The organism is Streptomyces sp. ADI96-02 (assembly GCF_003846185.1).
GTDB lineage: Bacteria > Actinomycetota > Actinomycetes > Streptomycetales > Streptomycetaceae > Streptomyces.
In genome coordinates this window covers 4450754-4472523 of record NZ_ML123034.1, presented here as the reverse complement: position 1 = coordinate 4472523, position 21770 = coordinate 4450754, and the positions used below count along the sequence as shown (strand labels likewise).

Here is a 21770-nt window from a genome sequence, read left to right as displayed (position 1 = left end):
GCGCGCCCTCCAGTACCGTGAGCGCGTGCCCCGGACAGCGAGACCCGCCCGACGCAGCCGTCTTCTCCGCTGCCTGGCGGGCCTCGTCGCGCTCGCCGCGCTCGGCGGTTATCTGGCCGCGCAGTACGCCACCGGTACGTGGGACCCGCCGCGTTGCACCGTGCGCGGGCCGGACGGCTCCGGCGACGGCGCCCGTACGCACGAGGTGACCCTGGAGCAGGCGGGGAACGCGGCGACGATCTCCGCCGTGGGCACCACCCGGGGCCTGCCGGAACGGGCGGTGACGATCGCGCTGGCGACGGCCCTCCAGGAGTCGACGCTGCGCAACCTCCCCTACGGGGACCGGGACTCGCTGGGCCTGTTCCAGCAGCGGCCGTCGCAGGGCTGGGGCAGCGAACGGCAGATCATGGATCCGGTCTACTCGGCCGGGAAGTTCTACGAGGAACTGGCCGAGGTCCCCGGCTACGCGCGCCTCCCGCTGACGGTGGCGGCGCAGCGCGTCCAGCGCAGCGCCTTCCCGCTGGCGTACGCGCGGCACGAGCCGGACGCGGCGCTGCTGTCGGCCGCGCTGACCGGGCGCAGGCCGGCGGCGCTGGACTGCACGCCGTCCACGGCCGCCGCGGCCGGTCCGGGCGACGCGGACCGGGTGCGGGCCGAGCTGGTGCGGGCCTTCGGCAGGGAGGTGCTGCCGGCGGCGCGGGCGGCGGGTTCCGCCGCGGCCGGCGCGGTGTCGGTGCCGGTCCCGGCGGAGGCGGAGGCGCGGGCGAAGAGCGGGACCTCGGTGCGGCGCGGCTGGGAGCTGGCGCACTGGGCGGTGGCGCGGGCGGACGCGCTGCGGATCGAGCGCGTCAGCTACGCGGACCGGGTCTGGGACGCCGCGTCGGGCTGGCGGACCGAACGGACGAAGGATGAGGAACCGGGCACGGCGGCGGTCGGAATCCGGCTCGCTCAGTAGTCCGTCCCGTCACCCGTACGGACCCTTGGGAGCGGGCCCTCGGACCTTCTCGGGGGCGCTGCGCGCAGCTCGCGCCTCCACGACCGTTCTCCTTGGCGCCCAAGGGAAGTGACGGTTCTCCCGGCGGCTGCGGAATGCATTGTTTGCCCGGGTTCTTCCGCTGCGGATTATCGGACGCATTGCTCAGTCTTTACCTTCGTTCACCGCAACCTCCCCCGCCCCCGGACCGGTTGTCAGGGCGTCCGAGTCACCGGACAGAGCCAGATCCCGAACAGCTGAAACCCGTCGAAGGAGCATCATGTCCCTCCCCCTGACCCGTCGGATCGCTCGTACCGCGCTGCTGATCGCCGCGGGTGCGGCCCCCGTGGTCGGTGCGGCCGGCGCCGCCGGCGCCGCAGAGCTCCCGCAGACCTCGGACCTGGGCGGCCTCACCGCGCTCGACGGGGCCGGCCTCGGCAACACCGTGGACAGCGTCGCCCAGCAGAGCACCAAGGCCGCCGGCGACACCGGCGGGCGTCTCGTCGGCACCGCCCTGCCGGCCGCCGGCAAGGCCGTCGGCAGGACCGCCGCCGTCGCGGCCCCGGCCGCCCAGGAGACCGTCGGCAAGACCGCCGGCCAGGCGGGCGAGCTGGTCGGCGAGGCGGCCGGCGCCGCCACCGAGGGCGGCGTGGTGCCGGCCAAGGGCCTCGGCGGCCTGCCCACCGGCGGTCTCGTGGGCGGTCTGCCGCTCAACGGCCTGCCGATCGGCTGATCCACCGGCCCACCTCGTGCCGAGGGCCTCGGGAGCGCGCTCCCGAGGCCCTCGGCATGTCCGCGCGCGGGCGGGCGGCGGTCAGGACAGGCGCTTGACCGCCGCGGCCACCCGCTCGTCGGTGGCCGTGAACGCCACGCGGACGAAGCGCTCGCCCGCCGGTCCGTAGAAGTCGCCGGGCGCCACCAGGATGCCCAGTCCGGCCAGGTGTTCCACGGTCCGCCAGCACGGCTCGTCGCGCGTCGCCCACAGGTAGAGGCTCGCCTCGCTGTGCTCGATCCGGAAGCCGTGCGCCTCCAGGGCGGAGCGCAGGGCGAGGCGGCGGTCCGCGTACCGGGCGCGCTGCTCGGCCACGTGCACGTCGTCGCCGAGCGCGGCGACGGCGGCGGCCTGGACCGGGGCGGGCGTCATCATGCCGCCGTGCTTGCGGATCGCCAGCAGCTCCCCGAGGACGTCCGCGTCACCGGCGATGAAGGCGGCCCGGTAGCCGGCCAGGTTGGAGCGCTTGGAGAGCGAGTGGACGGCCACGACGCCCTGGTGGCCGTCGCCGCACACGTCCGGGTGGAGCACCGAGACCGGTTCGGCGTCCCAGCCCAGCTCCAGGTAGCACTCGTCGCTGAAGACCAGCACCCCGTGCTCGCGCGCCCACGCCACGATCCGGGTCAGCTCGTCCTTGGCCAGCACCCGGCCGGTCGGGTTCGACGGCGAGTTGAGCCACAGGAGCCGCAGCCTCGCCGGGTCCAGCTCGGTGGGGTCGTCGTAGACGACGGGCTCGGCCCCGCAGAGCCGCGCGCCGACCTCGTACGTCGGATAGGCGAGCCGCGGGTAGGCCACCTGGTCGCCGGGGCCGAGCCCGAGCTGGGTCGGCAGCCAGGCCACCAGCTCCTTGGAGCCGACGACCGGCAGCACGTTCTCGTGCGTCACCCCGACCGCGCCCAGGCGGCCCTCCAGCCAGCCGGTGATCGCGTCGCGCAGGGCCTCGGTCCCCCACACCGTCGGGTAGCCGGGGCTGTCCGCGGCGGCGGTGAGCGCCTGCTGGACCACGGCGGGCACCGGGTCGACCGGCGTGCCGACCGACAGGTCCACGATGCCGTCCGGATGGGCCTGGGCGGTCTTCTTGTAGGGCGCGAGCCTGTCCCAGGGGAAGACCGGGAGGCGGGAGGAGACTGCGGACACGGGACTCTGCTTTCTCGTGGTTCTCGTGCTTCTCGTGCTTCTTCGGCGGGCGGCCACCGTGCGCCGGGGCGCGGGCCCCGGGAACGCCTCGGTCCCGTACGGTGACGAGCCGTACGGGACCGGACTGCGCGGTGGTGGTGGCCGACTACTGGTTCTGCGGCGGCAGACCGGCGATGAACGCGTGGTCGCGCTCGATCAGGCCGAGCTTGGAGGCGCCGCCGGGCGACCCGAGGTCGTCGAAGAACTCCACGTTCGCCTTGTAGTAGTCCTTCCACTCCTCCGGGGTGTCGTCCTCGTAGAAGATGGCCTCGACCGGGCAGACCGGCTCACAGGCTCCGCAGTCGACGCACTCGTCCGGGTGGATGTACAAGGACCGCTGGCCCTCGTAGATGCAGTCGACGGGGCACTCTTCGATGCAGGCCTTGTCCTTCACGTCGACACAAGGCTGCGCGATGACGTAGGTCACGCTGTCGTTCCTCCTCGGTAGGGCGTTGGCTCTCGCGCGGGAGCGCGGCGTCGTCGATGCCCGCCTCTAGTATCTCCGTTCTCCGGCACGATCCGAACATGAGGGGCGGACAGAGCTGTGGAATTCACCATCGGCGGACGGCTGGAAGTCCGTGTGACACCGGCTGACGTGGGCAAACGCGTATCTGTTCGACGGCGGTCCGCGGGGGGCGGCGCGGGCGCCGGGTTCACCGATACGGTTGGCGTTCTCACATCATGGGACGACGGCGTGCTCTCCATCACACGAAGGAACGGAGAGTCTGTCACCATCGCGGAATCGTCGCTCGTCGCGGGCAAGGCGGTGCCGGCCGCGCCGGCCCGCCGCCGGGGCCCCGCCGCCTCGTTTCCGGAACTGGCCGCCGTCACGGCGCGCGCCTGGCCGCCGGTGGAGAGCGAACCGCTGGGCGACTGGCGGCTGCGGGCCTCCGGCGGCTTCACCCGGCGGGCCAACTCGGCGCTCGCCCTCGGCGATCCGGGCCTGCCCGCGGCCGAGGCGTTCGCCCGGGTCCGCGCCTTCTACGAGCGGCGGGGACTGCCGCCGTACGTCCAGGCGGCCACCGGGGCCGAGGGGACGCAGGAGGTGCTCTGCGCGGAGCTGGAGCGGCACGGGTGGCGGCGCGAGGTCTCGGCCGAGGTCCGGATCGCCGCCCTGGCGCCGGTCGGCGACCTGGACGCGGACGTCTCCCCGGTGCGCCTGACCCGGACGCCGGACGCGGCGTGGCTGGCGCGCTACCAGCGCCTGGGGACGCCGGGTCCGCACGTGCTGCGGGTGCTGGGCGGCGGGCCGTCGGTCTGGTTCGCCGCCGTGCCCGGCGAGGCGGCCGACGGCGCGTCGGGCACGGCCCCGGCGGCGATCGGCCGGATGGTGGTGGACGGGCGCTGGGCGGGCTTCATGGCCGTCGAGGTCGCCCCCGAGCACCGGCGGCGCGGGCTGGCCACCGCGGTGATGGCGGCGCTGGCGCGCCGGGCCCTGGAGGAGGGCGCCTCGGCGGCCTGGCTCCAGGTGGAGGAGGACAATGAAGGTGCGCGGGCGCTGTACGACGGCATGGGCTTCGCGGCCCACCACCGCTACCACCACTTCCGCGCCGGGTAGCCCGCAGGGCGGGCGTCGTACGTCCGGCGGGGAGCACGGGCGGCGTCGAGGACGGCGCGGCCGGACAGCGGGGACGAGCAGGAGCATGGGTCGCATATGAGTGCGCAGGATTCCGGCAGGGCCGAGCGGCGGCGGCAGTTCACCGAGGAGGCCCGGTCCGAACGGCCGGACCTCGCCCTGCTCTGCCTGCTGCTGGGCGCGGAGGCGGGGCCGGTGGACCCGTCGGAGCCGCGCCCGGTGACGCCGGGCGAGGTCGCGCCGGACCCGTACGGCATCGACGCCGCGCAGATCGAGCTGGACCGGCTGGCGGGGCTCGTCCCGTACGGGTCCCGCTCGGCCGCCGACTGGGCCTCCTCGCTCGCCGAACTCCTCGGCGGGCGCTGCGGGTTCGCCGGGTCGTCGGCGGACTACCAGCGGCTGGACTCCTCGCTCCTCCAGCAGGTGCTGCGGCGGCGGCGCGGGCTGCCGATCCTGCTGTCCGTGGTCTGGATCGAGGTCGCGCGCCGCGCGGGCGCGCCGGTGTACGGCGTGGCGCTGCCCGGCCACTTCGTGGTGGGTTTCGGCGATCCGGCGCGTCCGGTGCTCGCCGACCCGTTCGCCGGCGGGGTCCCGTTGACCGGTGGGGACGCGGAGTCGCTGGTGACGGCGGCGACGGGTGCGCCGATGGATCCGTCCCTGCTCGTGCCCGCCCGGCCCCTGGAGGTCGTGCTGCGCATCCTGAACAACGTCAGGGCCTGGGCGGCGGCCCGGCCCGAGCGCACGGACGTCGCGCTGTGGGCGCTCGACCTCTCGCTCCTGCTGCCCGCCCATCCGGCCCGGCTCCGCTACGAGCGGGCGCAACTCCTGGTGCAGCGGGGCGAGTTCCTGCACGGGGCGGCCGAGATGGAGGAGTACGCGGATGTGCTCGACGGCATCGAGCCGACGATGGCCGCGACGATCCGGCACAAGGCGCGGGCGGCCCGCTCCCTGCTGAACTGAGCCATCCCCGCCGTACGGGGGCGACGGCACGAACCGGCCACGTGCGCTCCCGGTGTACCCCTGAGCGCCCCCTTCCGCGCCCACAAGCCACGTCAATCCGCCATTTCCTCGGCGTACCCGAATGGCCGTGCGTTCCACTGGAAACCCGTCACCGGACGCACACGCGCCATCGCGTTCTGCCATGCGCGCATGCCACGAGAGAACACCGAGGGCAGCTTCATGACTACCGTTCTGCTGGTCCACACCGTGCCGCTGTGGCGCGCTTCGCTGGCCTCCCTGCTCGGCACCGGGCAGGGAATCGACGTACGGACGGCCGAACGGGAGGAGATACGTTCGGCGCTGACCGGAAAGGACGCCGACGTGCTCCTGACCGATCTCGACTGTCCGGACGCGATGGACGTCCTCCAGGAGATCGGTTCGCTGACCGCGCCGCACGGCAGACGCTGCTCGCTGGCCGTGCTCACCGAGGGCCTGCGGCCCCGGGGGCTGCGACGGGCGTACGAGGCGGGCGCCCGCGGTTACATCGACAAGTACCGCCCGGCCGACGACCTGTGCGAGGTGATGCACAAACTGGGCGACGGCGGGCGGCACATCGACGAGTCGCTGGCGTTCAGCCTCTTACAGGTGGCCGACATGCCGCTGTCGCCGAGGGAGTTGAGCGTCCTCTCGCTGGCCGAGGGCGGCGAGACGGTGGCCGGGATCGCGGCGCGGCTGCATCTGACGGCCGGAACGGTGCGCAACTACCTCGCCGCCGCCATCCGCAAGGCGGGAGGGCGCAACCGGCTGGACGCGATCCGGCTGGCGAAGGAGGCGGGCTGGATCTGAGCCCGCGTGCGGCCTTCGGCGTACGGCCTTCGGCGTCGGGCTTCGGCGTGCGGGCTGCGGCGTCGGGCCTTCAGTGTTCGGCCACGTGGGTCCGGGCGCTCGCGTCCAGGCCGGTCCGCGCCCCGCCGTCGGGCGTCCAGAGCCCGGCGAGGTCGCGGTAGAGCTCGCTGGAGTCGAGCAGTTCGGCGGCGGTCCCGCACTGGGTGCGCGGGCCGTCCACCACCAGGATGCGCCCGGCGCGCTGGGCGGAGCTGAGCCGGTGGGCGATGACCACCAGGGCTCCGGGGCGTGCGGCCAGGGCGAGTTCGGCGCGGGTCTCGGCGACCGGGTCGAGCCGGCTGGTGGCCTCGTCCAGGATGAGGAGCGGCGGGCCGGCCAGGTAGGCGCGGCCCAGCGCGACGAGCTGGCGTTCGCCGTGGGAGAGCCGGGCCGGCTCCACCGGCGCGTCCAGCGAGCCCAGCCGGGTCAGCAGCGGGTCCAGGCCGAGCGCGTCGATCATCGCGGCGAACTCCCGCTCCCGGGCGTCGGGGCGCAGGTAGCCGAGGTTCTCCCGCAGCGTGCCGGTGAACACGTACGCCTGCTGGGGCAGCAGGACGCGCAGGGCGGTGGCGTCGCACGGGCGCGCGGGCCGTCCGCGCCAGCGCACCGCGCCCTCCGTGGGCGGCTCCACGCCCGCGAGGACGGCGGCCAGCGTGGACTTGCCGCTGCCGCTCGGCCCGACGACCGCCAGGTGCTCCCCCTCGCCGACCGCCAGCGAGAGCCGGTCCAGGACGGGTTGCGCGCCGGGGCCGTAGGCGAAGCTCACCCGGTCCAGCTCGGCGACCGGGGCCCGCCCGTCCGGTACGCGCGCGGGGGCGGCGGCCCGAGGCGGGTCCTCGGCGGGCGGGCCCGGCGCGTCCGTGAAGCGGTCCAGGACCACCACGAGGCGTCCGCCCACGGTGGCGAGCACCGTCATCAGCGCCTGGACGGCCGGGGCGAGGGCCTGGGTGAGATAGGTCAGCGCACCGGCCAGTTCGCCGGCCGTGAGCCCGCCGCGCAGCAGCCAGGGCGCGGCGAACAGCAGCAGGAGCGGCGGGAAGCGCCCGCACACCGTGAGGGCCAGCACCCGCACGGCGGACCAGCGGGCCAGCGAGCGGGCGGCGCGCACCTGCGTGTCCGCCAGGTCCCGGGACTCCGCCAGCACGCGGTCCCCGGCCCCGGCGGCGGCGACGTCCCGTACGCAGGAGGCGAGTCGGCCCGCGTGGGCCGCGTACCGCTCGTCGGCGGTGAGGTAGTCGCGCTGCCGTGCGGCCATCGGGCGGAGCGTGGCGAGGAACAGCGCCGCGCCGAGGAGCAGCGGCGGCAGGACGACAGCGAGGAGGGCGGGGGCGAGGGAGAGGAGGCCGGCGACGGCTCCGGCCGCCGTGAACACGAACGACCGGAGGGTCAGCACGAGTCCGGCCCAGCTGTCCCGGGCGATCTCGCTCTGGTGGGTGACCTGGGAGAGCGACGCGGTGGTGGCGTCCGTGCGGTGCGGGGCGGCGGCGAGGGCGCGGGAGACCGCGCGGCGCACCAGGCCGTCCCGCAGCGGCTCGACCAGGTCGGCGAGGCGGCCGAAGACGCCGCGGGTGGCGAGTTGGGCGGGCAGGACGGCCGCCGCGGCGACGCCCAGCCAGAGCAGTCCGGTCAGCGGGCGGCCGGGGAGGAAGCCGTCGTCGAGCGCGCGGGCCACGCCGTATCCGGTGAGGAAGGTCTGCGCGAACTCCAGCAGCGACCAGCCGGAGAGCCGGGCGACGGCTCCGGCGCGGGCCCGCAGGAAGGGCCGCGCGTCGCCCATGACCCGGGCGAGCGCCCCGTCGCCCTTCCGCCGCTCGGCGGCCTCGGGTGCGGTCATCGGGGCTCGCCTCCGAGGGCGGGGGCGGGGCGGAGCGCGGCGGTGGTCGGGCCCGCAGCGGTGGTCGGGCCCGCGCCGGGGGCGGTGGCCTCCCGCTGCCGCGGCGCGTCCGGCGGGGCCGTGCGGAAGACCGCCCGGTACTCCGGGTCGGCCCACAGCTCGTGGTGCGGGCCGGTGGCCCGTACGCGGCCGTCCTCCAGCCATACGACGCGGTCGGCGCGGGCGGCCGAGGAGAGCCGGTGGGTCACGACGATCCGGGTGGTGCGGCCGTCCCTGCGGTCCAGCGCGCGCTGGACGTGGTGCTCGGTGAGCGTGTCGAGGGCGCAGAGCGCGTCGTCCAGGATCAGCAGCCGCCCGGGGTGGGCGAACGCGCGGGCCAGGCCGAGGCGTTGGCGCTCGCCGCCGGAGAGCGGGGCGTCGGCGAGCGCGGTGGCGTAGCCGTACGGGAGCCGGCGGGCGAAGTCGTCCGCGCGGGCCTCGCGGGCCGCGGTGCGCACGGCGTCGGGCGGGGCGGTCCACGGGCCGAAGGCGATGGTGTCCTCGACCGTCGCGCCGGGCAGGGCGGGCCGTTCGAAGGCGTAGGCCACCTCGCGGCGCAGCCGGGCGGGCTCCATGCCGTCCAGCGGTACGCCGTCCAGCAGCACGGTGCCGGTGTCCGGGTCGAGCAGGCGCCCGGCGACGGCGGCGAGCACCGATTTGCCGGAGCCGGAGCGGCCGACGACGGCCAGGGACGTACCGCCCGGAACGGTCAGCCGCACTCCGCTCAGCAGCGGCCGGCCGTCGTGTTCGACGCCGACGTCGCGCAGTTCCAGGCGGCCGGGGCCGTCGGGCGGCGGGGCCAGGGAGCGGTGCGGCAGGGGCGCGAGGGCGAGGAGCGGTTCCAGCGTGCGGGCGGCGGCGCGGCTGCGGGCCAGGGCGCCCAGCGCGCCGGTCAGGGGGCCGACGCCGACGGCGAGGCCCGCGTAGCGGGAGGCGGCGATCAGGTCGCCGACGCCGATCGCTCCGGCCGCGAGCCGGACCCCGGCGATGGCGAGGACGAGCAGCATGAGCAGCGGCAGCAGCAGGGCGCTCTGGCCGGTGGCGCGCCCGTACACGCTCCAGGTGCGGCGGCCGTGGTCGGCGAGCGCGCCGAGCGGTTCGAGGATGCGCCGGTATTCGCGGGCCCCGGTGCGGGCGGCGCGGATGGTGTCGGCTCCGTCCAGCGCCTCGGTGAGCCGGTGGGCGATGAGGGCCTGGGCGCGCTGGTAGTCGGATCCGGCGTCGGCGGTGCGGCGGGTGAAGGTGCGCAGCAGGACGAAGAGCAGGGGCGCGCCGAGGAGGAGGGCCGCGGCGGTCCACGGGTCGATGAGGAGGAGCCCGACGACCGCGCCGGCCGGGAGCAGGACGCCGGCCGCGGCGGTGACGGCGGTCACGGGTGCGGCGGCGGCGTCGGCGGTGCGCGCGGTGAGGCGGGCGGTGAGGTCGCCGGCCGGGACGGCCAGCACCTTGCGGGGTTCGGCGGCCAGGACCCGGCCCGCGGCCGAGGTGCGCAGCCACGCGGTGAGCCGGGCGGTGGTGCCGGCTCCGACGACGGCGGCAGCCGCGTCGAACCCGGCCTCGCCGAGGGTGAGCGCCGCGCACAGCAGCAGTCCGGACCAGGGCACGGGACCGCCGTCGATGAGGCCGTCGACCGTGCGGCCGAGGGCGGCGGGCAGCGCCAGGGCGGCGAGCGCCCCGCCGGTGGTGCAGAGGAGGAGGACCAGGAGGGCGGCCGGACGCCGCCGGGCGAGCTGCCCGGCGGAGGACGCCGCTTCGGGGCGTGGGCGGTCCCGCACGTGGTTCCCTTCCGCCCCGGGCCGGCGCGGCCTGCGGCTGTTCGTGTTCCGGGGCGGCGCTCCCGGGGAGCGGTGGCCGGGTACGGCATGCCGCCGGTCCCGGGCGAACGAGCCGCGCGGGACCGGCGGTGCGCCGTCCGGTCGGGCGGTGGGATCACCGCGCGGCCGGACGGCCGGGTGTCACGGGGTGCAGAGCGTCACGCTGAGCGAGCTGAACTCGCAGATCAGCAGGGAGACCTGGCTTCCGGTGGCCAGCTCGCCGAAGGTCTCGTCGGCCGGGGTCTCCATCGCCTGCAGGTCGAGAAGCGCCATGATGGTGTCCTTTCTGGACAGTTGTGTCGGACGGTGCGTTACGACCCCTGAGGGGGCCGGTTCATGGGGCCGCGTGCGCGGCCGGGGCGGGCCGCCGGAGCGGCAGGAAGGGAAGCGTGGCGGGGGTGCCGTGCGCGCTGCCGAGGGCGAGCAGGCAACCGGCGGTGCCGGTCGCCAGGTCCATGGACAGGCGCATCAACTGCTCCCCCGGGAAGGCGAGTTCGCCCGCGTACGGTACGGCGTGGCTGCCCAGCAGCTCGGAGTGGAGCCGGAGGGCGCGCTCTCGCTCCGCTTCGTCGCACAGCGGTGTCGTCGCCAGGTGCATGAGGAGTCCGGCCGCGCCGCGCAGGAGTCCGGGCTGGATGTAGAAGGCGGAGAGCGCGGCCGGGAGCAGGGCGCGGCCCGCGGCTTCGAGGTCCGGGTCCGGGCGGTGGGCGAGGTAGGCGTCGATGACGGCGGCGATGCCGACGCTGCCCGAGGCGAGGTACGGCATGAGCCGTTTGCCCTCGACGACGAGGAGTTCGCCGTCGTGTCCCGGGCGGCACCGCTCCAGATCGCGGCGCAGCGCGGCTGCCGCCAGGTCGAGCAGGGCGGTGTCGCCGGTGGTCTCGTAGCGGCGGACGAGGAGCAGGGCGATCCCGCTCGCCCCGTGCATCAGGCCGGTGCGCGCGGACGGCGGGCCCTGGACGAGGGCGCGGGCGGCGAGGGCGGTGCAGCGGGCGGCGGCTGCCGCCAGCTCGGTGGCGTCGGCGGCGGAGGCGTCGGCGGTGGAGGCGTCGCGGGCCAGGTCGTCGAGGGCCAGGCCGATACCGGCGTATCCGCTGTGCAGGCCGGGCGGCAGCCCCTCCAGGGGCTGTTCGAGGACGGTGCGCAGGAGGTCGGCGGCCTCGGCGGTGCGGCCGGTCCGGTGCAGGGTCCAGGCGATGCCGGTGAGGCCGTCGTAGAAGCCGAGCGGGCTGCCGGAGGCCGGGGCCTTGGCGTGCCGCAGCAGCCAGTCCTCGGCGGGCGGGCACGGCGGGGCGCCGGTCTCGTGCAGGGCGTAGAGCACGCCGGCCGCGCCGTAGCCGAAGGACTGGCCGCCGGTCACCGTGGCGAACTGCGCGATGTCGCCGGGGAAGCACCGGTCCTCGCGCTCCGGCGTACAGGAGGCGGCGATGGCGCGGGCCATCGAGTCGCGGCTGCGCGGCCAGTCGCCGGGCGCGGGCGGGGCCTCGGCCGGGGCGGGCCGGTGCGGGGAGGCGGCGGGCGCGGAGGGGAGCGCCGAGGTGCGTTCGGCGGCGGGCCCCAGCGTGCCGGACGTGCCGGACGCGCCGGTGTCCGCGCCGCGCAGGATCTCCTCCACGGCGGGCCGCAGGACCTCCTCGCCGACCGGGAAGATTCGCGCCACGTCCCGGGCCAGGCCCACGGCCTTGGTGCGGTCGATGCCGAAGAGGGTGGTGAGCGGGAGGTGGAGGGCGAGCCGCAGGCAGGCGAGGGCGTAGCGGTCGATCTCGGTGCCGCGCCGGTCGGACGGGGCGACGAAGGCCGGGTTGGCGACGATCTGGCGGCGCCGGTCGGCCGCCGGGGAGGCGGCCTCGAAGTCGAGCAGGACGACGCGGTCCGGGTCCTCGTCCACCATGACGTTGCTCATGTGCAGGTCGCTGATGACGACGCCCCGGGCGTGCACGGCCTCGACGGCGCGCTCGACCGCCGTGTACGTCCGGTCGGCCCAGGCGGCGTGTTCGGCGAGCAGTTCGGGCGCGGGCCGCTGCCGGGCGAGCGGGAAGCGGCGGGCGAAGACGGTGTTGAGCGTGGAGCCCGGGATGTGCTGGAGCACCAGGAAGTGGTGGCCGCCGGTCTCGAAGACGTCGTGCACGGCCGGGACGCAGTCCAGACCGGCCAGGCGCTCCAGCGCGGTGCGCTCGCGCTCCAGCCGGGCGACGGCGTCGGCTCCGTCGGCGGCCAGTCCGGCGTACGGGCGGGCCTCCTTGAGGACGACCTGTTCGCCGGTACGGGTGTCGCGGGCGAGGTAGACGCCGCCTCCATTGGAGAAGTGGAGCGCCTTCTCGACGGTGTAGGGCAGGCCGCCGAGGCCGACGGCGGAGCGCGCTTCGAGATACGGGCGCAGCATGTCGGGCGGTGTCACCCAGGCGGGTATCCGGAAGGACGGGCCCCGCTCGTCGGGCACGAGATGGCCGTGCGGGTCGGCGACGGCGGGCACGGGCCGGCCGTCCGGACCGGGGCAGAAGCGGGCGGCGAACGCCCCGTACCGGGTGTAGACGGGTCCGTTCCCGCACCGCAGATCGCTCAGGATGTACGGGCCGTGCTCGCCGTCCAGCAGGGCGGTGAGCGCGGCGCACACCTCGGGGAACGCCTCGTCGGAGTGCGGGTAGACCGTGATGAACTTACCGCTGCCGGCCCGGTCGGCGTACTTGGCGTTGCGCAGGTGCAACAAGCCGGGCGACGGCACGCACTTGAAGGGCAGCCGGTGCTCCAGGCAGTGGTCGGCGACCCGGCGCAGAACGGATTCGGCGTTGTCCAGGGCGGCCGATATGTGGATCTTCCAGCCCTGGGCCGGGAGCCGGAGCCCGTCGGGGCTGTAGGAGAGCCAGTCGCCGCGCCGCGAGCGGGTCCACCCCGCGGGGGCCGTGCCGCGGACGGGGGCGTAGAACGAGCTGTCCGCGTCGGCGCTTTCGGGCGAGGAACCGGCGGGCGAGCGGTGCGGTGCGTCGTAGAAGTGGCGGTCCGCCTGGCAGTACGCGGCGTACTCCGGATTCACGCACGTTCCCCTCGCTCAGGCTTCCTTCGTGGCGAGGGAAAAATTGTCACAACGAGGACGGCCGCCAATAGTCACCGTTGTCACGACTCATACATGCGCGCGATGCATGCGGACCGCATCGCGGCGCGGTGCGGTGACCGCTGCGGAAGCGTGCGCGGCGGCTGCGCCGGACCGTCGGGCCGAGGAAGGCGGCGCGAGGGGAGGCGGGCGCGTCGGAGCGGTCGGCGCGTCGGAGCGGCGGCCGGGACGATCCCGATCCCCGGCCGCCGGCTGTCCGCCGAAAAGCCACCGAGAATGGCACCGCGCGAAAGGCGCGCCCGAAATGCGCACACCGAATGAGCGTTTGCCGGCCGGGGCCGAGAGGCGTCCCGTAATTACGCGGGAGGGATAGGCGCCAGGGAATTCATGGCCGCAACGGAATTCGACGGCGGCCGGAGCGACCGGCCGGAAGGGCTATCTGTCCGCCGGGACCTTGGTCCGCAGCAGCACGACGGCCAGCCCGACCGAGAGGGCGACCACCAGGAAAGCCCCCGGCACATGCACGTTCAACGTGTCACCGCTGCCGAAGGAGGACTGGACGAACGAGAATCCGAAAAGCAGCACCGCCGCCGCGGTCAGCGACCAGCCCACCGCCCTGCGGTACGACAACGCCGCCGTGACCGCCGCGAGCAGACCGGACGTGACGTGAAGGACGACGGCCCCTGTTCCGTGAAGATCCTCGGCCTGGTGTTCCTGCACAAGAACACCGGCCGTCCCGAAAATGAGAGTAACGGCGGCGACGGTCAGGACGGCGAGTCCTCTGGCGACTGCCATCAGCCGACTCACCGGGGGAAAGTGAGCTTTTCTTTCGGTGGTAGTCATGGAACACAGTATTGCCGATCGCAAGCCCATTCACACGGCCTGGAAGGGAAAAGCCCGACCGGCAGGGCCCAGGGTCGTTCCGCGGTCCGGGGCACACTGCTGAGCGCTGTCCCGTAATCCATCACCTGAGCGCTGTCCCGTAACCCATCACCCGGACCGAGGGAAGACGACCTCATGACCAGCCAGAAGGAAGCCATGCTCGCCGGCGGACCCTACCTCGCCGACGACCCGGAACTGGCGGCCGACGCACTGCGGGCCGCCCTGCTGAGCGAGCGCTTCAACGCCACCTCCGCCGCCGACCCCGAGGCCCGCCGCGCCGCCCTGGCGGAACTCCTCGGCGAGGTGGGCGAGGGCGTCGAGATCCGGCCGCCGCTGCGGGTCGACTACGGGCACCACATCTCCGTGGGCCCGCGTACGTTCATCAACTTCGGCGCGGTGCTCCTGGACGTCGGCCGGATCACCATCGGGGCCGACGTGCAGTTCGGCCCGAACGTCCAACTGCTCACCCCGACCCACCCCATCGACCCCGAGCAGCGCCGCGCCAAGTGGGAGGGCGCTCGGCCGATCACGATCGGCGACAACGTGTGGCTGGGCGGCGGGGTGATCGTCTGCCCGGGGGTGACCATCGGCGAGGACACGGTGGTCGGGGCGGGGGCGGTGGTGACCAGGGACCTGCCGGCCGGAGTCGTCGCGGTGGGCAATCCGGCCCGGGTGATCCGGCGGATCGGCGAGGAGGCCGGCGAGGAGGGGTCCTGAGGGCGGCCGGGCCGTCCGGCGGCCGGGCGCGGCGGGCCCGTGCGCGGCGGGCGGTGCGCGGCAGGCCCGTGCGCGGCGGGCGGTGCGCGGCAGGCCCGTGCGCGGCGGGCCCGTGGGCCGGTCAGGCGTCCCGCCACTCCTCGGTGGCGCACGAGACCTCGAAGTGCCACCAGCCCTCGTCCCGGCCGCGCTCCAGCAGCTCCTTGATCGCCCGGAGGTCCGCGCCGCCCGGCACGGTGAGCGCCACCAGCGGAAACTCCGCGCTGAAGACCTCGCCGCCCAGCCCGAACGGCGACAGCCGCTCGTGCACGGCGCGGGCGTCGCGCCCGAGCGGGCCGTCCGGCACGGGCAGCACCCGCACGGTGCAGTTGCCCGACTCCGCCACGCGTCCGGCCGCCCGGTGGACCCCGTCCGCGTCGGTCGTGAACCGTACGGTCTCGCCCTCGGCGACCCCGTCCCGGAGGAAGGGCACGTTGTCCAGGCGCGCGGTGTCCGCGCCCAGCCGCGTCGCCCACAACCCCTCGCTCGCGTACGGCGACCAGCCCTCGCGCGGCGCGCAGCGGAACCAGATCTTGATCCGGTCGGCGTCGCCGGCCGCGCGGCCGGGATCGGCGGGCGGGGTCATGGCCCCATGGTCCCCCCTGCGCACCGCAGCCGCCCGTCCGGGAGGCGGGCGGCTTCCGGTGCGTCGCGGGCGCGCAGGCCCCCGTACGGGGTCGCTCAGCCGCGCAGGACCGGCGCGCTCCCTCCGAGGAGCGCGGGCGTTCGCGCCGCCGCCCCCGCCCGGAGGTTCCGGACGGGGGCGGCGGGCAGGCGGTGGCGCGTCGGGCGGGGGTGCTGCGGCGCGGTGCGCGGGGTCAGCCCTGGCCGGTCAGGTCGATGGTGACCGTCCGCTCGGCCTCGGTCTTCCCGGTCAGCGCGGTCTTCATGGCCTGCGCCACGTCGTCCGGGCCCACCGGGTGCTGCTTTCCGTCTCCCTTGACCGCCGTGATGCCGTCGAAGACGCCGTCCAGAAGGGTCTCGATGGCCTTCTTGTCGTAGACGTCGACCAGTCGGCCGTCGACCGGCTTCATCGACAGGATCTGCGGCAGGGACCTCGCCGGACCGAACTGGATCTGCTTCGGCCCCGCCTTGATGGTGATCAGACCGGACATCGCGGGCTCGGCGAACTCCTTCATCGCCCGGTCCAGTTCGGCCTTGGTGATGGTGGGTTCCGTCCTGGCGACGGGGAGTTCGACGACGTTGGCCCGGCCCGTCTGGACCTGGGCGCGGTAGGCGTCGCGGACGGAGACCAGCGACTGGCCGACGTCCAGCGAAGTGCCGGGCTTCCCCGGCACCGCCACGGCCTTGTTCGGCTCGAACCGGATCGTGCCGTCGTTGGCGGAGCCGGAAGCGCCCGCCAGACCGGCCAGCGCGACGCCCAGCTTCTCCTCGTCGACCGGGATGACCGGGTCCGCGGGGCGCGCCCCGCCGAAGAGCGAACCGATCACCGAGACCGGGTTGTAGTCGCTGCCCGCCGCGCCCCGCACGGTCTCCTGGCTGTCCAGGATGAGACCGGCCTTCTCCGGGTCCAGCTTCTGCCGCTTGCCGCCCACCGAGAGCTGGAGGGGGGCCTGAGCGCGCTCGGCGAGTGCGGTGTCGAGCTTGGTGACCGCCTCCTCCTTCGTGCCGCCGCCGATGTCGACGCCGAGCACGGTGGTGCCCTTGGGCACCTCGGAGTGGTTCAGCAGGAGGCCCGCGCCGTAGGCGACACCGGCCAGCACGACGGCGGCCACGCCGAGGAGGACCAGCTTGGAGCGGCCCTTCTTCGCCGGGGCCGGAGCCGGCTGCGCCGGACCCGCGGCGGCGGATCCGGGCACGGGCGCGCCGGGAGCACCGCCCAGCGGGCCGCCCGGACGGCCCGGGAACGTCGAGCGCGGTTCCCCGGGCACGACCGGGATGCCGCTGGTCAGCGTGTCGCCCGAGACGGGCCCGTGGCCGGGCTCGGGCGCCGGGGACTGCGGCGTCAGGATCGCGGTGTCGTCCGACATCCGGGGCGGTCCGGGCGGTCCGCCGGCGGGCGCGCCCGGGACCATCGGACCGGGACCGCCGAGCCCCGGGACGCCGCCCAGGTTCGGGGTCAGCGACGAACTGCCCGTGACCGGGCCCGTGGTGGGGCCGGAGGGTCCGGGCGTACGGACGCCGAGGTCCGGCGTGGACCGGGGGCCGGGGGCCGGGGGCGCGGTGCTGTAGCCGTCCAGCGCGCTGCCGCCGCCGGAACCGCCCGCGCCCGGACCGTCGCCGGACTGCGGGGCGTCCGAGAAGTACGGCAGGTCGGGACGAGGCCTGCCCGCGCCGCCGTCCGGGCCGGGGCCGCCGCCCGCCGCCGGGGAGCCGCCGCCCGCGCCCGGCGCGCCGCCGGTGGCCGCCGGAGCGGTCGGCGGGGCGGCGGGCGGGGCCTTGCGCGGTGCGAACCAGTCGCTGCCGCTCTTCTCCTTGGCCGGGCGGTCGCCGGCCGCCGGTTCGCCGGACGGGCCGCCGTCCCGCGCCGGAGCGGACGGCGCGCCGGGCGCGCCGCTCGCCGGGGGCGCCGGGGGCGGCGTGCCGGGGCGCGGCGCCGGACCGGGGCGCTCGGCGTCGGGACGGCCGCCCGGTACGGCGTCGCCCTCGCCCATCGGCGTGCGCATCACGACCGGTGGGATGGGGCGCGACCCGGGGATGTTGATCCGGATGCGCGTCGTCAGCGTCGTCTCGGTCCTGGGTTCCTCGGGCCGGGGCGGTTCCACGGATTCCGGGGTCTCGTCCGAGCCGTCCTGCGACGGGTGCAGCGACGGATACTGGCGTGATCCGTACGGCGGCGTACCCGACGGGTACGCGGCTCCACCGCGCCCCTGGGGCCCGGAGGACGAACTGTCAGTTTCACGACTCAAAGCAGGTTCTCCCGATTGGCTCCGCCGCCCGTACTTCCCCCATGCCGCAGGCCAGGGGACGGCTCGGCGCGCGCACCACCATACTGGCCGTGGCCGCCGGGCACGCCGCGACCGGGGGAAACCGCTCCCCTCGCGTCATGTGCGCGGGGGCGGTCGCGGGCTGGGACATGGCACTTCAGATGACGGTCCGGCTGTTGCGGATGGCTGATTGCGGCACTCTGGACGTGGTGGCGCACATCACAGCGACGCCGGTTCCGCCGAGCATGAAGAGCACCAGGCCGAGTTCGTCGCCGAACACGTAGTCGCCTTCCGGCCGTCCGCTCAGCAGCAGGAAGACGGTGACGAACCAGCCGGCGGCCGGGGCGAGCGCCCCGATCTGGGTGCCGGTCAGGATACGGCCACCGTAGAAGAGTCCCGCGGCGGCGGCCAGGGCGAGGACCAATCCGCCCGGGAACCAGGCCGCTTGGACGAGCGTTCCGGCGATCGCCGCGAGCACGCCGAGGACGGCGAGGCCGCAGTATCCGGCGATCCGGGCCGCGTTGAGCGGGGCGGCGGCTCCGGTGCGTTCGGGAGCGCGCGAGGGCGCGTCGGTACGGGGCGCGTGGGCGCGGTCGCGGCCCCCGCCGCGGGCTGCGGCGCTCATCCGGCCGCTCCCGCCGGGCCGCCCGCCGCCTCGGCCTCGGGCAGGCCCGCGAACAGGTCGTCCTCGTGGTCGCCGGCGGGTACGCCCGCGACGCCCCGCGCCAGCTCGTAGTACTCGGTGGTCAGCAGTGGCTGGCCGAGGCCGTTGGAGAGGGCGAAGAAGGGGCCGTCCACCGCGATCTGGGTCGCGTGGGCGCGCATCGCCGCGGACTTGGCCCCGGCGTACGCCGTTCCGTCGATCCGGGCGGTGATCCGCTCGGCGTCGACCACGCCCGGCACGTCGTCCACGGCGGCGACGCCGGGGAAAACGTCCGGCGCGGTGGCGCGCAGCCGCTCGAAGGCGGCCTCGACCGCGGAGCGCTCCGCCCGGTTCCAGTAGATCTTCGCCACGGAGTGCGGCGCGCCGGAGCCGTACGACGGGTCGGCGGCCAGGTCGGCGGCGCGCATCGCGACGCGGTGGGCCTGGATGTGGTCGGGGTGGCCGTAGCCGCCGTCGGGGTCGTAGGTGACCAGGACCTGCGGGCGGACCTCGCGGATCACCTCGACGAGGTGGGCGGCGGCCTCGTCGACCGGCGCGGCCCAGAACGCGCCGGGCCGGTCGTTCTGCTCGGCGCCCATCATCCCGGAGTCCCGGAAGCGGCCCGCGCCGCCGAGGAAGCGGTGGTCGGCGACCCCCAGCTCCTTCATCGCGGCGGCCAGCTCGCCGACGCGGTGGGGGCCGAGCGTGTCGTCCCGGTCGGCGGCGAGGGAGGCGAGGGCGGGCGGGATGACCTCGCCCTCCTCGCCCAGCGTGCACGTGACCAGCGTGACGTGGACGCCCTCGGCCGCGTACCTGGCCATGGTGGCGCCGTTGTTGATCGACTCGTCGTCCGGATGCGCGTGCACCAGCAGCAGACGGCGGGCGGGAAGGTCCTTCATGGGGACCACCCTACGAGTCCCGCGGACGCGCCCGGTCGTCGGCGGCGGGCGGAGCGGTCAGGACTCGGTCGGGACGTGGTCAGAACGCGGTCGGGGCACCGTCAGGGGCGCGGTCAAGGCGCCGTCGACGCGCGGTCAGAACTTGATGCTCCCGATCATCCCGGCCACGTTGGACGTGAGGTCCGAGATGGTCGGGGCCACGGACGAGCTGGCGATGTAGAACCCCAGCAGCATGCAGACCACCGCGTGTCCGCCCTTGAGTCCGGATTTCCGGATCAGCAGGAAGACGATGATCGCCAGCAGCACCACCGCCGAAATCGAAAGCGCCACGGCGGTTCACCTCCATCAGTACGGTCGGGACGGTCAGCACATGCGGAGCCAGCAGGTTCTTACCCACCGAGCGCTACGGATCATAACTATCCGTGCCAACGCATTGTTCGGAGCACGGCAGCACAAGGGGGCGCACAGACCGCGCCGCGGGGCTAGGTTCAGAGCCATGACCTCGCAGAAGCTGTCTTTTCCCCGTCAGAACGCACGGACGCAGCGGTTCACTCTCGGCGCACCGCGGGCCTTCACCGTCTCACCGGATGAGACGCGGGTGATCTTCCTGCGGTCCGGTTCGGGCGCCGACCGGACCAACCGGCTCTGGGTGCTGGATCCGGCGACCGGCGAGGAGCGGGTCGCCGCCGATCCGGAAGCCCTGCTGGGCGGTTCGGCCGAAAAGCTCTCCCCGCAGGAGCGCGCCCGGCGCGAGCGGGCCCGGGAGGGCTCGTCCGGCATCGTCGGCTACGCGGTGGACGCCGCCGCCGAGTTGGCCGCGTTCGCGCTGTCCGGAAAGGTGTACGTGGCCGAACTGCGGGCCGGCACGGCGCGGGCGCTTCCGGTGCCGGGGCCGGTGCTCGATCCCCGCCCCTCCCCCGACGGCCGGCACATCGCGTACGTCGCCAGGGGCGCGCTGCGGGTCGTGGACGCGGGGGGCGGCGGGGACCGGGCGCTCGCCGAGCCGGAGGACGCGCATGTCACCTACGGCCTGGCGGAGTTCATCGCGGCCGAGGAGATGCGCCGCACCCGGGGCTTCTGGTGGTCGCCGGAGTCGGACCGGCTGCTGGTCGCGCGGGCCGACGACCGTGCCGTGCGGCGCTGGTGGATCGCGGATCCGGCGCACCCGGAGCGTCGGCCGGCCGAGGTGGCGTACCCGGCCGCCGGGACGCCCAACGCGGAGGTGCGGCTCTTCGTCGTGGACCTGGAGGGCGACCGCACGGAGGTGGTCTGGGACCGGGCCGCGTTCCCGTACCTGGCGCAGGTGCACTGGTCGTCGGCGGGTGCGCCGCTGCTCCTGGTGCAGGCCCGCGACCAGCGCAGCCAGCGGTACCTGGCGGTCGACACGGCGACCGGGACGACCCGGACCGTCCATGTCGACGAGGACCCGGTGTGGCTGGATCTTTTCCCCGGGGTGCCCGCCTGGGCGCCGGACGGCCGGCTGGTGCGGATCGCGGACGAGGGCGGCGCACGGGTGCTGGCGGTCGGCGACCGGCCGCTGACCGGGGCGCAGTTGCACGTCCAGGCGGTGCTGGACATCGGCGAGTCCGACGTCCTGGTCTCCGCCGTCGCCGGCGAGGACGCGGCCGAGCCGGAGACCGGGCAGGTCCATGTGTACCGGGTGAACGAGCTGGGAATCGAGCGGATTTCCGAAGGGGTGGGTGTGCATTCGGCGGTCCGCTCCGGCGGTCTGACGGTGCTGGTGTCGGCCTCCCTGGACGAGCCCGGCACGGCGGCGTGGGTGGTGCGGGACGGCAAACGACTGGTCCGCGTCACGAGCACGGCCCAGGAACCGGTGCTCTCCGCCCGGGTCACCCTCACCGAGGCAGGCGCACGGCGGATTCCGTGCGCCGTGCTGCTCCCCGCCGGGTACCGGGAGGCCGACGGTCCGCTTCCGGTGCTGATGGACCCGTACGGCGGTCCGCACGGCCGCCGGGTGGTGGCCGCGCACAACGCCCATCTGACGTCGCAGTGGTTCGCGGACCAGGGGTTCGCGGTGGTCGTCGCGGACGGGCGGGGTTCGGCGGGCCGCTCGCCGGGCTGGGAGAAGGCCGTCCGGGACAACCTGGTCCTCACCATGGAGGACCAGGTGGAGGCGTTGCGTGGGCTCGCCGGGCGCTTCCCGCTGGATCTGTCGCGGGTGGCGATCCGCGGCTGGTCCTTCGGCGGCTATCTGGCCGGGCTGGCGGTGCTGCGGCGGCCGGACGTCTTCCACGCGGCGATCGTCGGCGCGCCGGTCACCGACCAGCGGCTGTACGACACCCACTACACGGAGCGCTATCTCGGCGACCCGGCCGAGCGGCCCGAGGTGTACGCGTACAACTCGCTGGTGACCGACGACGGGCTGTCGCAGGCGGCGGACCAGGTCCGGCCGATGATGATCGTCCACGGACTGGCGGACGACAACGTGGTCGTCGCGCACTCGCTGCGGCTGTCCTCGGCGCTGCTGGCGGCCGGGCGTCCGCACGAGGTGCTGCCGCTGAGCGGCGTGACGCACATGACGCCGCAGGAGCAGGTCGCGGAGAACCTGCTCCTGCTCCAGGTGGACTTCCTCAAGCGGTCGCTGGGGATGTCCGGGGCGGCCTGAGCCCCGCCGGCGCCCGGGT

Annotated in this window: 18 protein-coding genes and 1 pseudogene; 7 read left to right on the top strand and 12 right to left on the bottom strand. The window is 75.2% G+C overall.

Features of this window, described 5'->3' with window-relative positions:
- Positions 1-25: 25 nt before the first annotated feature.
- Entirely contained in the window at positions 26-955 is a 930-nt protein-coding gene (locus EES43_RS19840; RefSeq protein ID WP_124269944.1) for a hypothetical protein, read from the top strand.
- 298 nt (positions 956-1253) lie between these two features.
- Positions 1254-1706, top strand: coding sequence for an ATP-binding protein (locus EES43_RS19835; protein ID WP_124269943.1), 453 nt, complete (start codon positions 1254-1256; stop codon positions 1704-1706).
- A gap of 81 nt (positions 1707-1787) precedes the next feature.
- Here EES43_RS19835 and dapC read toward each other — a convergent pair whose 3' ends face one another.
- Together dapC and fdxA are read right to left on the bottom strand one after the other, a co-directional pair.
- Positions 1788-2882 carry a succinyldiaminopimelate transaminase gene (gene dapC, locus EES43_RS19830; RefSeq protein WP_124269942.1) on the bottom strand — a complete coding sequence of 365 codons (1095 nt, stop codon included), beginning with the start codon at positions 2880-2882 and terminating at the stop codon, positions 1788-1790.
- A gap of 145 nt (positions 2883-3027) precedes the next feature.
- Complete coding sequence (gene fdxA / locus EES43_RS19825) at positions 3028-3348, bottom strand: ferredoxin (RefSeq protein ID WP_007446848.1); 321 nt, start codon at positions 3346-3348, stop codon at positions 3028-3030.
- 117 nt (positions 3349-3465) lie between these two features.
- On the opposite strand from fdxA, the gene EES43_RS19820 reads away from it, so the two are divergent.
- The 3 genes from EES43_RS19820 to EES43_RS19810 all read left to right on the top strand — a co-directional run bounded on the left by EES43_RS19820 (position 3466) and on the right by EES43_RS19810 (position 6282).
- Positions 3466-4479, top strand: a complete 1014-nt coding sequence (locus tag EES43_RS19820; protein WP_124269941.1) for a GNAT family N-acetyltransferase — start codon at positions 3466-3468, stop codon at positions 4477-4479.
- 96 nt (positions 4480-4575) lie between these two features.
- Entirely contained in the window at positions 4576-5457 is an 882-nt protein-coding gene (locus EES43_RS19815; RefSeq protein ID WP_124269940.1) for a transglutaminase-like domain-containing protein, read from the top strand.
- Positions 5458-5676: 219 nt separating this feature from the next.
- Positions 5677-6282: a response regulator transcription factor gene (locus EES43_RS19810; protein WP_124269939.1), complete on the top strand. Its 606-nt coding sequence runs from the start codon at positions 5677-5679 to the stop codon at positions 6280-6282.
- Between the two features lie 70 nt (positions 6283-6352).
- Here the strand turns inward: EES43_RS19810 and EES43_RS19805 are convergent, their stop codons facing one another.
- The 5 genes and pseudogenes from EES43_RS19805 to EES43_RS19785 all read right to left on the bottom strand — a co-directional run bounded on the left by EES43_RS19805 (position 6353) and on the right by EES43_RS19785 (position 13852).
- Positions 6353-8155 (bottom strand): ATP-binding cassette domain-containing protein, encoded by a 1803-nt coding sequence (locus EES43_RS19805; protein WP_124269938.1) that lies wholly within the window; start codon positions 8153-8155, stop codon positions 6353-6355.
- Positions 8152-9969 (bottom strand): ABC transporter ATP-binding protein, encoded by a 1818-nt coding sequence (locus EES43_RS19800; protein WP_124269937.1) that lies wholly within the window; start codon positions 9967-9969, stop codon positions 8152-8154. The genes EES43_RS19805 and EES43_RS19800 overlap by 4 nt, the downstream gene beginning before the upstream one ends.
- Before the next feature lie 180 nt (positions 9970-10149).
- Positions 10150-10281, bottom strand: coding sequence for a SapB/AmfS family lanthipeptide (locus EES43_RS19795; RefSeq protein WP_124269936.1), 132 nt, complete (start codon positions 10279-10281; stop codon positions 10150-10152).
- Between the two features lie 38 nt (positions 10282-10319).
- Positions 10320-13039, bottom strand: a pseudogene (gene lanKC, locus EES43_RS19790) (class III lanthionine synthetase LanKC).
- A 453-nt stretch (positions 13040-13492) separates the two neighbouring features.
- Complete coding sequence (locus EES43_RS19785; RefSeq protein ID WP_124269934.1) at positions 13493-13852, bottom strand: hypothetical protein; 360 nt, start codon at positions 13850-13852, stop codon at positions 13493-13495.
- Between the two features lie 222 nt (positions 13853-14074).
- Here EES43_RS19785 and EES43_RS19780 point away from each other — a divergent pair, with 222 nt between their 5' ends.
- Positions 14075-14656: a sugar O-acetyltransferase gene (locus EES43_RS19780; protein ID WP_124269933.1), complete on the top strand. Its 582-nt coding sequence runs from the start codon at positions 14075-14077 to the stop codon at positions 14654-14656.
- 121 nt (positions 14657-14777) lie between these two features.
- Here EES43_RS19780 and EES43_RS19775 read toward each other — a convergent pair whose 3' ends face one another.
- The 5 genes from EES43_RS19775 to EES43_RS19750 all read right to left on the bottom strand — a co-directional run bounded on the left by EES43_RS19775 (position 14778) and on the right by EES43_RS19750 (position 19455).
- Positions 14778-15281 carry a DUF4265 domain-containing protein gene (locus EES43_RS19775; RefSeq protein WP_124269932.1) on the bottom strand — a complete coding sequence of 168 codons (504 nt, stop codon included), beginning with the start codon at positions 15279-15281 and terminating at the stop codon, positions 14778-14780.
- A gap of 232 nt (positions 15282-15513) precedes the next feature.
- Positions 15514-17565 carry a hypothetical protein gene (locus EES43_RS19770; RefSeq protein ID WP_206430089.1) on the bottom strand — a complete coding sequence of 684 codons (2052 nt, stop codon included), beginning with the start codon at positions 17563-17565 and terminating at the stop codon, positions 15514-15516.
- 175 nt (positions 17566-17740) lie between these two features.
- On the bottom strand, positions 17741-18208 hold the full coding sequence (locus tag EES43_RS19760; RefSeq protein WP_124269930.1) for a DUF6113 family protein: 468 nt from the start codon (positions 18206-18208) through the stop codon (positions 17741-17743).
- On the bottom strand, positions 18205-19125 hold the full coding sequence (gene mshB, locus EES43_RS19755; protein WP_124269929.1) for an N-acetyl-1-D-myo-inositol-2-amino-2-deoxy-alpha-D-glucopyranoside deacetylase: 921 nt from the start codon (positions 19123-19125) through the stop codon (positions 18205-18207). The genes EES43_RS19760 and mshB overlap by 4 nt, the downstream gene beginning before the upstream one ends.
- Positions 19126-19260: 135 nt before the next feature.
- Positions 19261-19455, bottom strand: a complete 195-nt coding sequence (locus tag EES43_RS19750) for a hypothetical protein (protein WP_015611142.1) — start codon at positions 19453-19455, stop codon at positions 19261-19263.
- 166 nt (positions 19456-19621) lie between these two features.
- On the opposite strand from EES43_RS19750, the gene EES43_RS19745 reads away from it, so the two are divergent.
- The gene (locus EES43_RS19745) at positions 19622-21751 is read left to right on the top strand and encodes a S9 family peptidase (RefSeq protein ID WP_124269928.1); all 2130 of its coding nucleotides are present in this window, start codon (positions 19622-19624) and stop codon (positions 21749-21751) included.
- The last annotated feature ends 19 nt before the right edge of the window (positions 21752-21770 follow it).

Bases quoted from the DNA above. Each gene is read 5' to 3' on its own strand.
- EES43_RS19835 (WP_124269943.1), top strand. From the start codon at position 1,254: ATGTCCCTCCCCCTGACCCGTCGGATCGCTCGTACCGCGCTGCTGATC.
- EES43_RS19815 (WP_124269940.1), top strand. From the start codon at position 4,576: ATGAGTGCGCAGGATTCCGGCAGGGCCGAGCGGCGGCGGCAGTTCACC.
- EES43_RS19810 (WP_124269939.1), top strand. From the start codon at position 5,677: ATGACTACCGTTCTGCTGGTCCACACCGTGCCGCTGTGGCGCGCTTCG.
- EES43_RS19805 (WP_124269938.1), bottom strand. From the start codon at position 8,155: ATGACCGCACCCGAGGCCGCCGAGCGGCGGAAGGGCGACGGGGCGCTC.
- EES43_RS19795 (WP_124269936.1), bottom strand. From the start codon at position 10,281: ATGGCGCTTCTCGACCTGCAGGCGATGGAGACCCCGGCCGACGAGACC.
- EES43_RS19785 (WP_124269934.1), bottom strand. From the start codon at position 13,852: ATGGCAGTCGCCAGAGGACTCGCCGTCCTGACCGTCGCCGCCGTTACT.
- EES43_RS19780 (WP_124269933.1), top strand. From the start codon at position 14,075: ATGACCAGCCAGAAGGAAGCCATGCTCGCCGGCGGACCCTACCTCGCC.
- EES43_RS19775 (WP_124269932.1), bottom strand. From the start codon at position 15,281: ATGACCCCGCCCGCCGATCCCGGCCGCGCGGCCGGCGACGCCGACCGG.
- EES43_RS19760 (WP_124269930.1), bottom strand. From the start codon at position 18,208: ATGAGCGCCGCAGCCCGCGGCGGGGGCCGCGACCGCGCCCACGCGCCC.
- mshB (WP_124269929.1), bottom strand. From the start codon at position 19,125: ATGAAGGACCTTCCCGCCCGCCGTCTGCTGCTGGTGCACGCGCATCCG.
- EES43_RS19745 (WP_124269928.1), top strand. From the start codon at position 19,622: ATGACCTCGCAGAAGCTGTCTTTTCCCCGTCAGAACGCACGGACGCAG.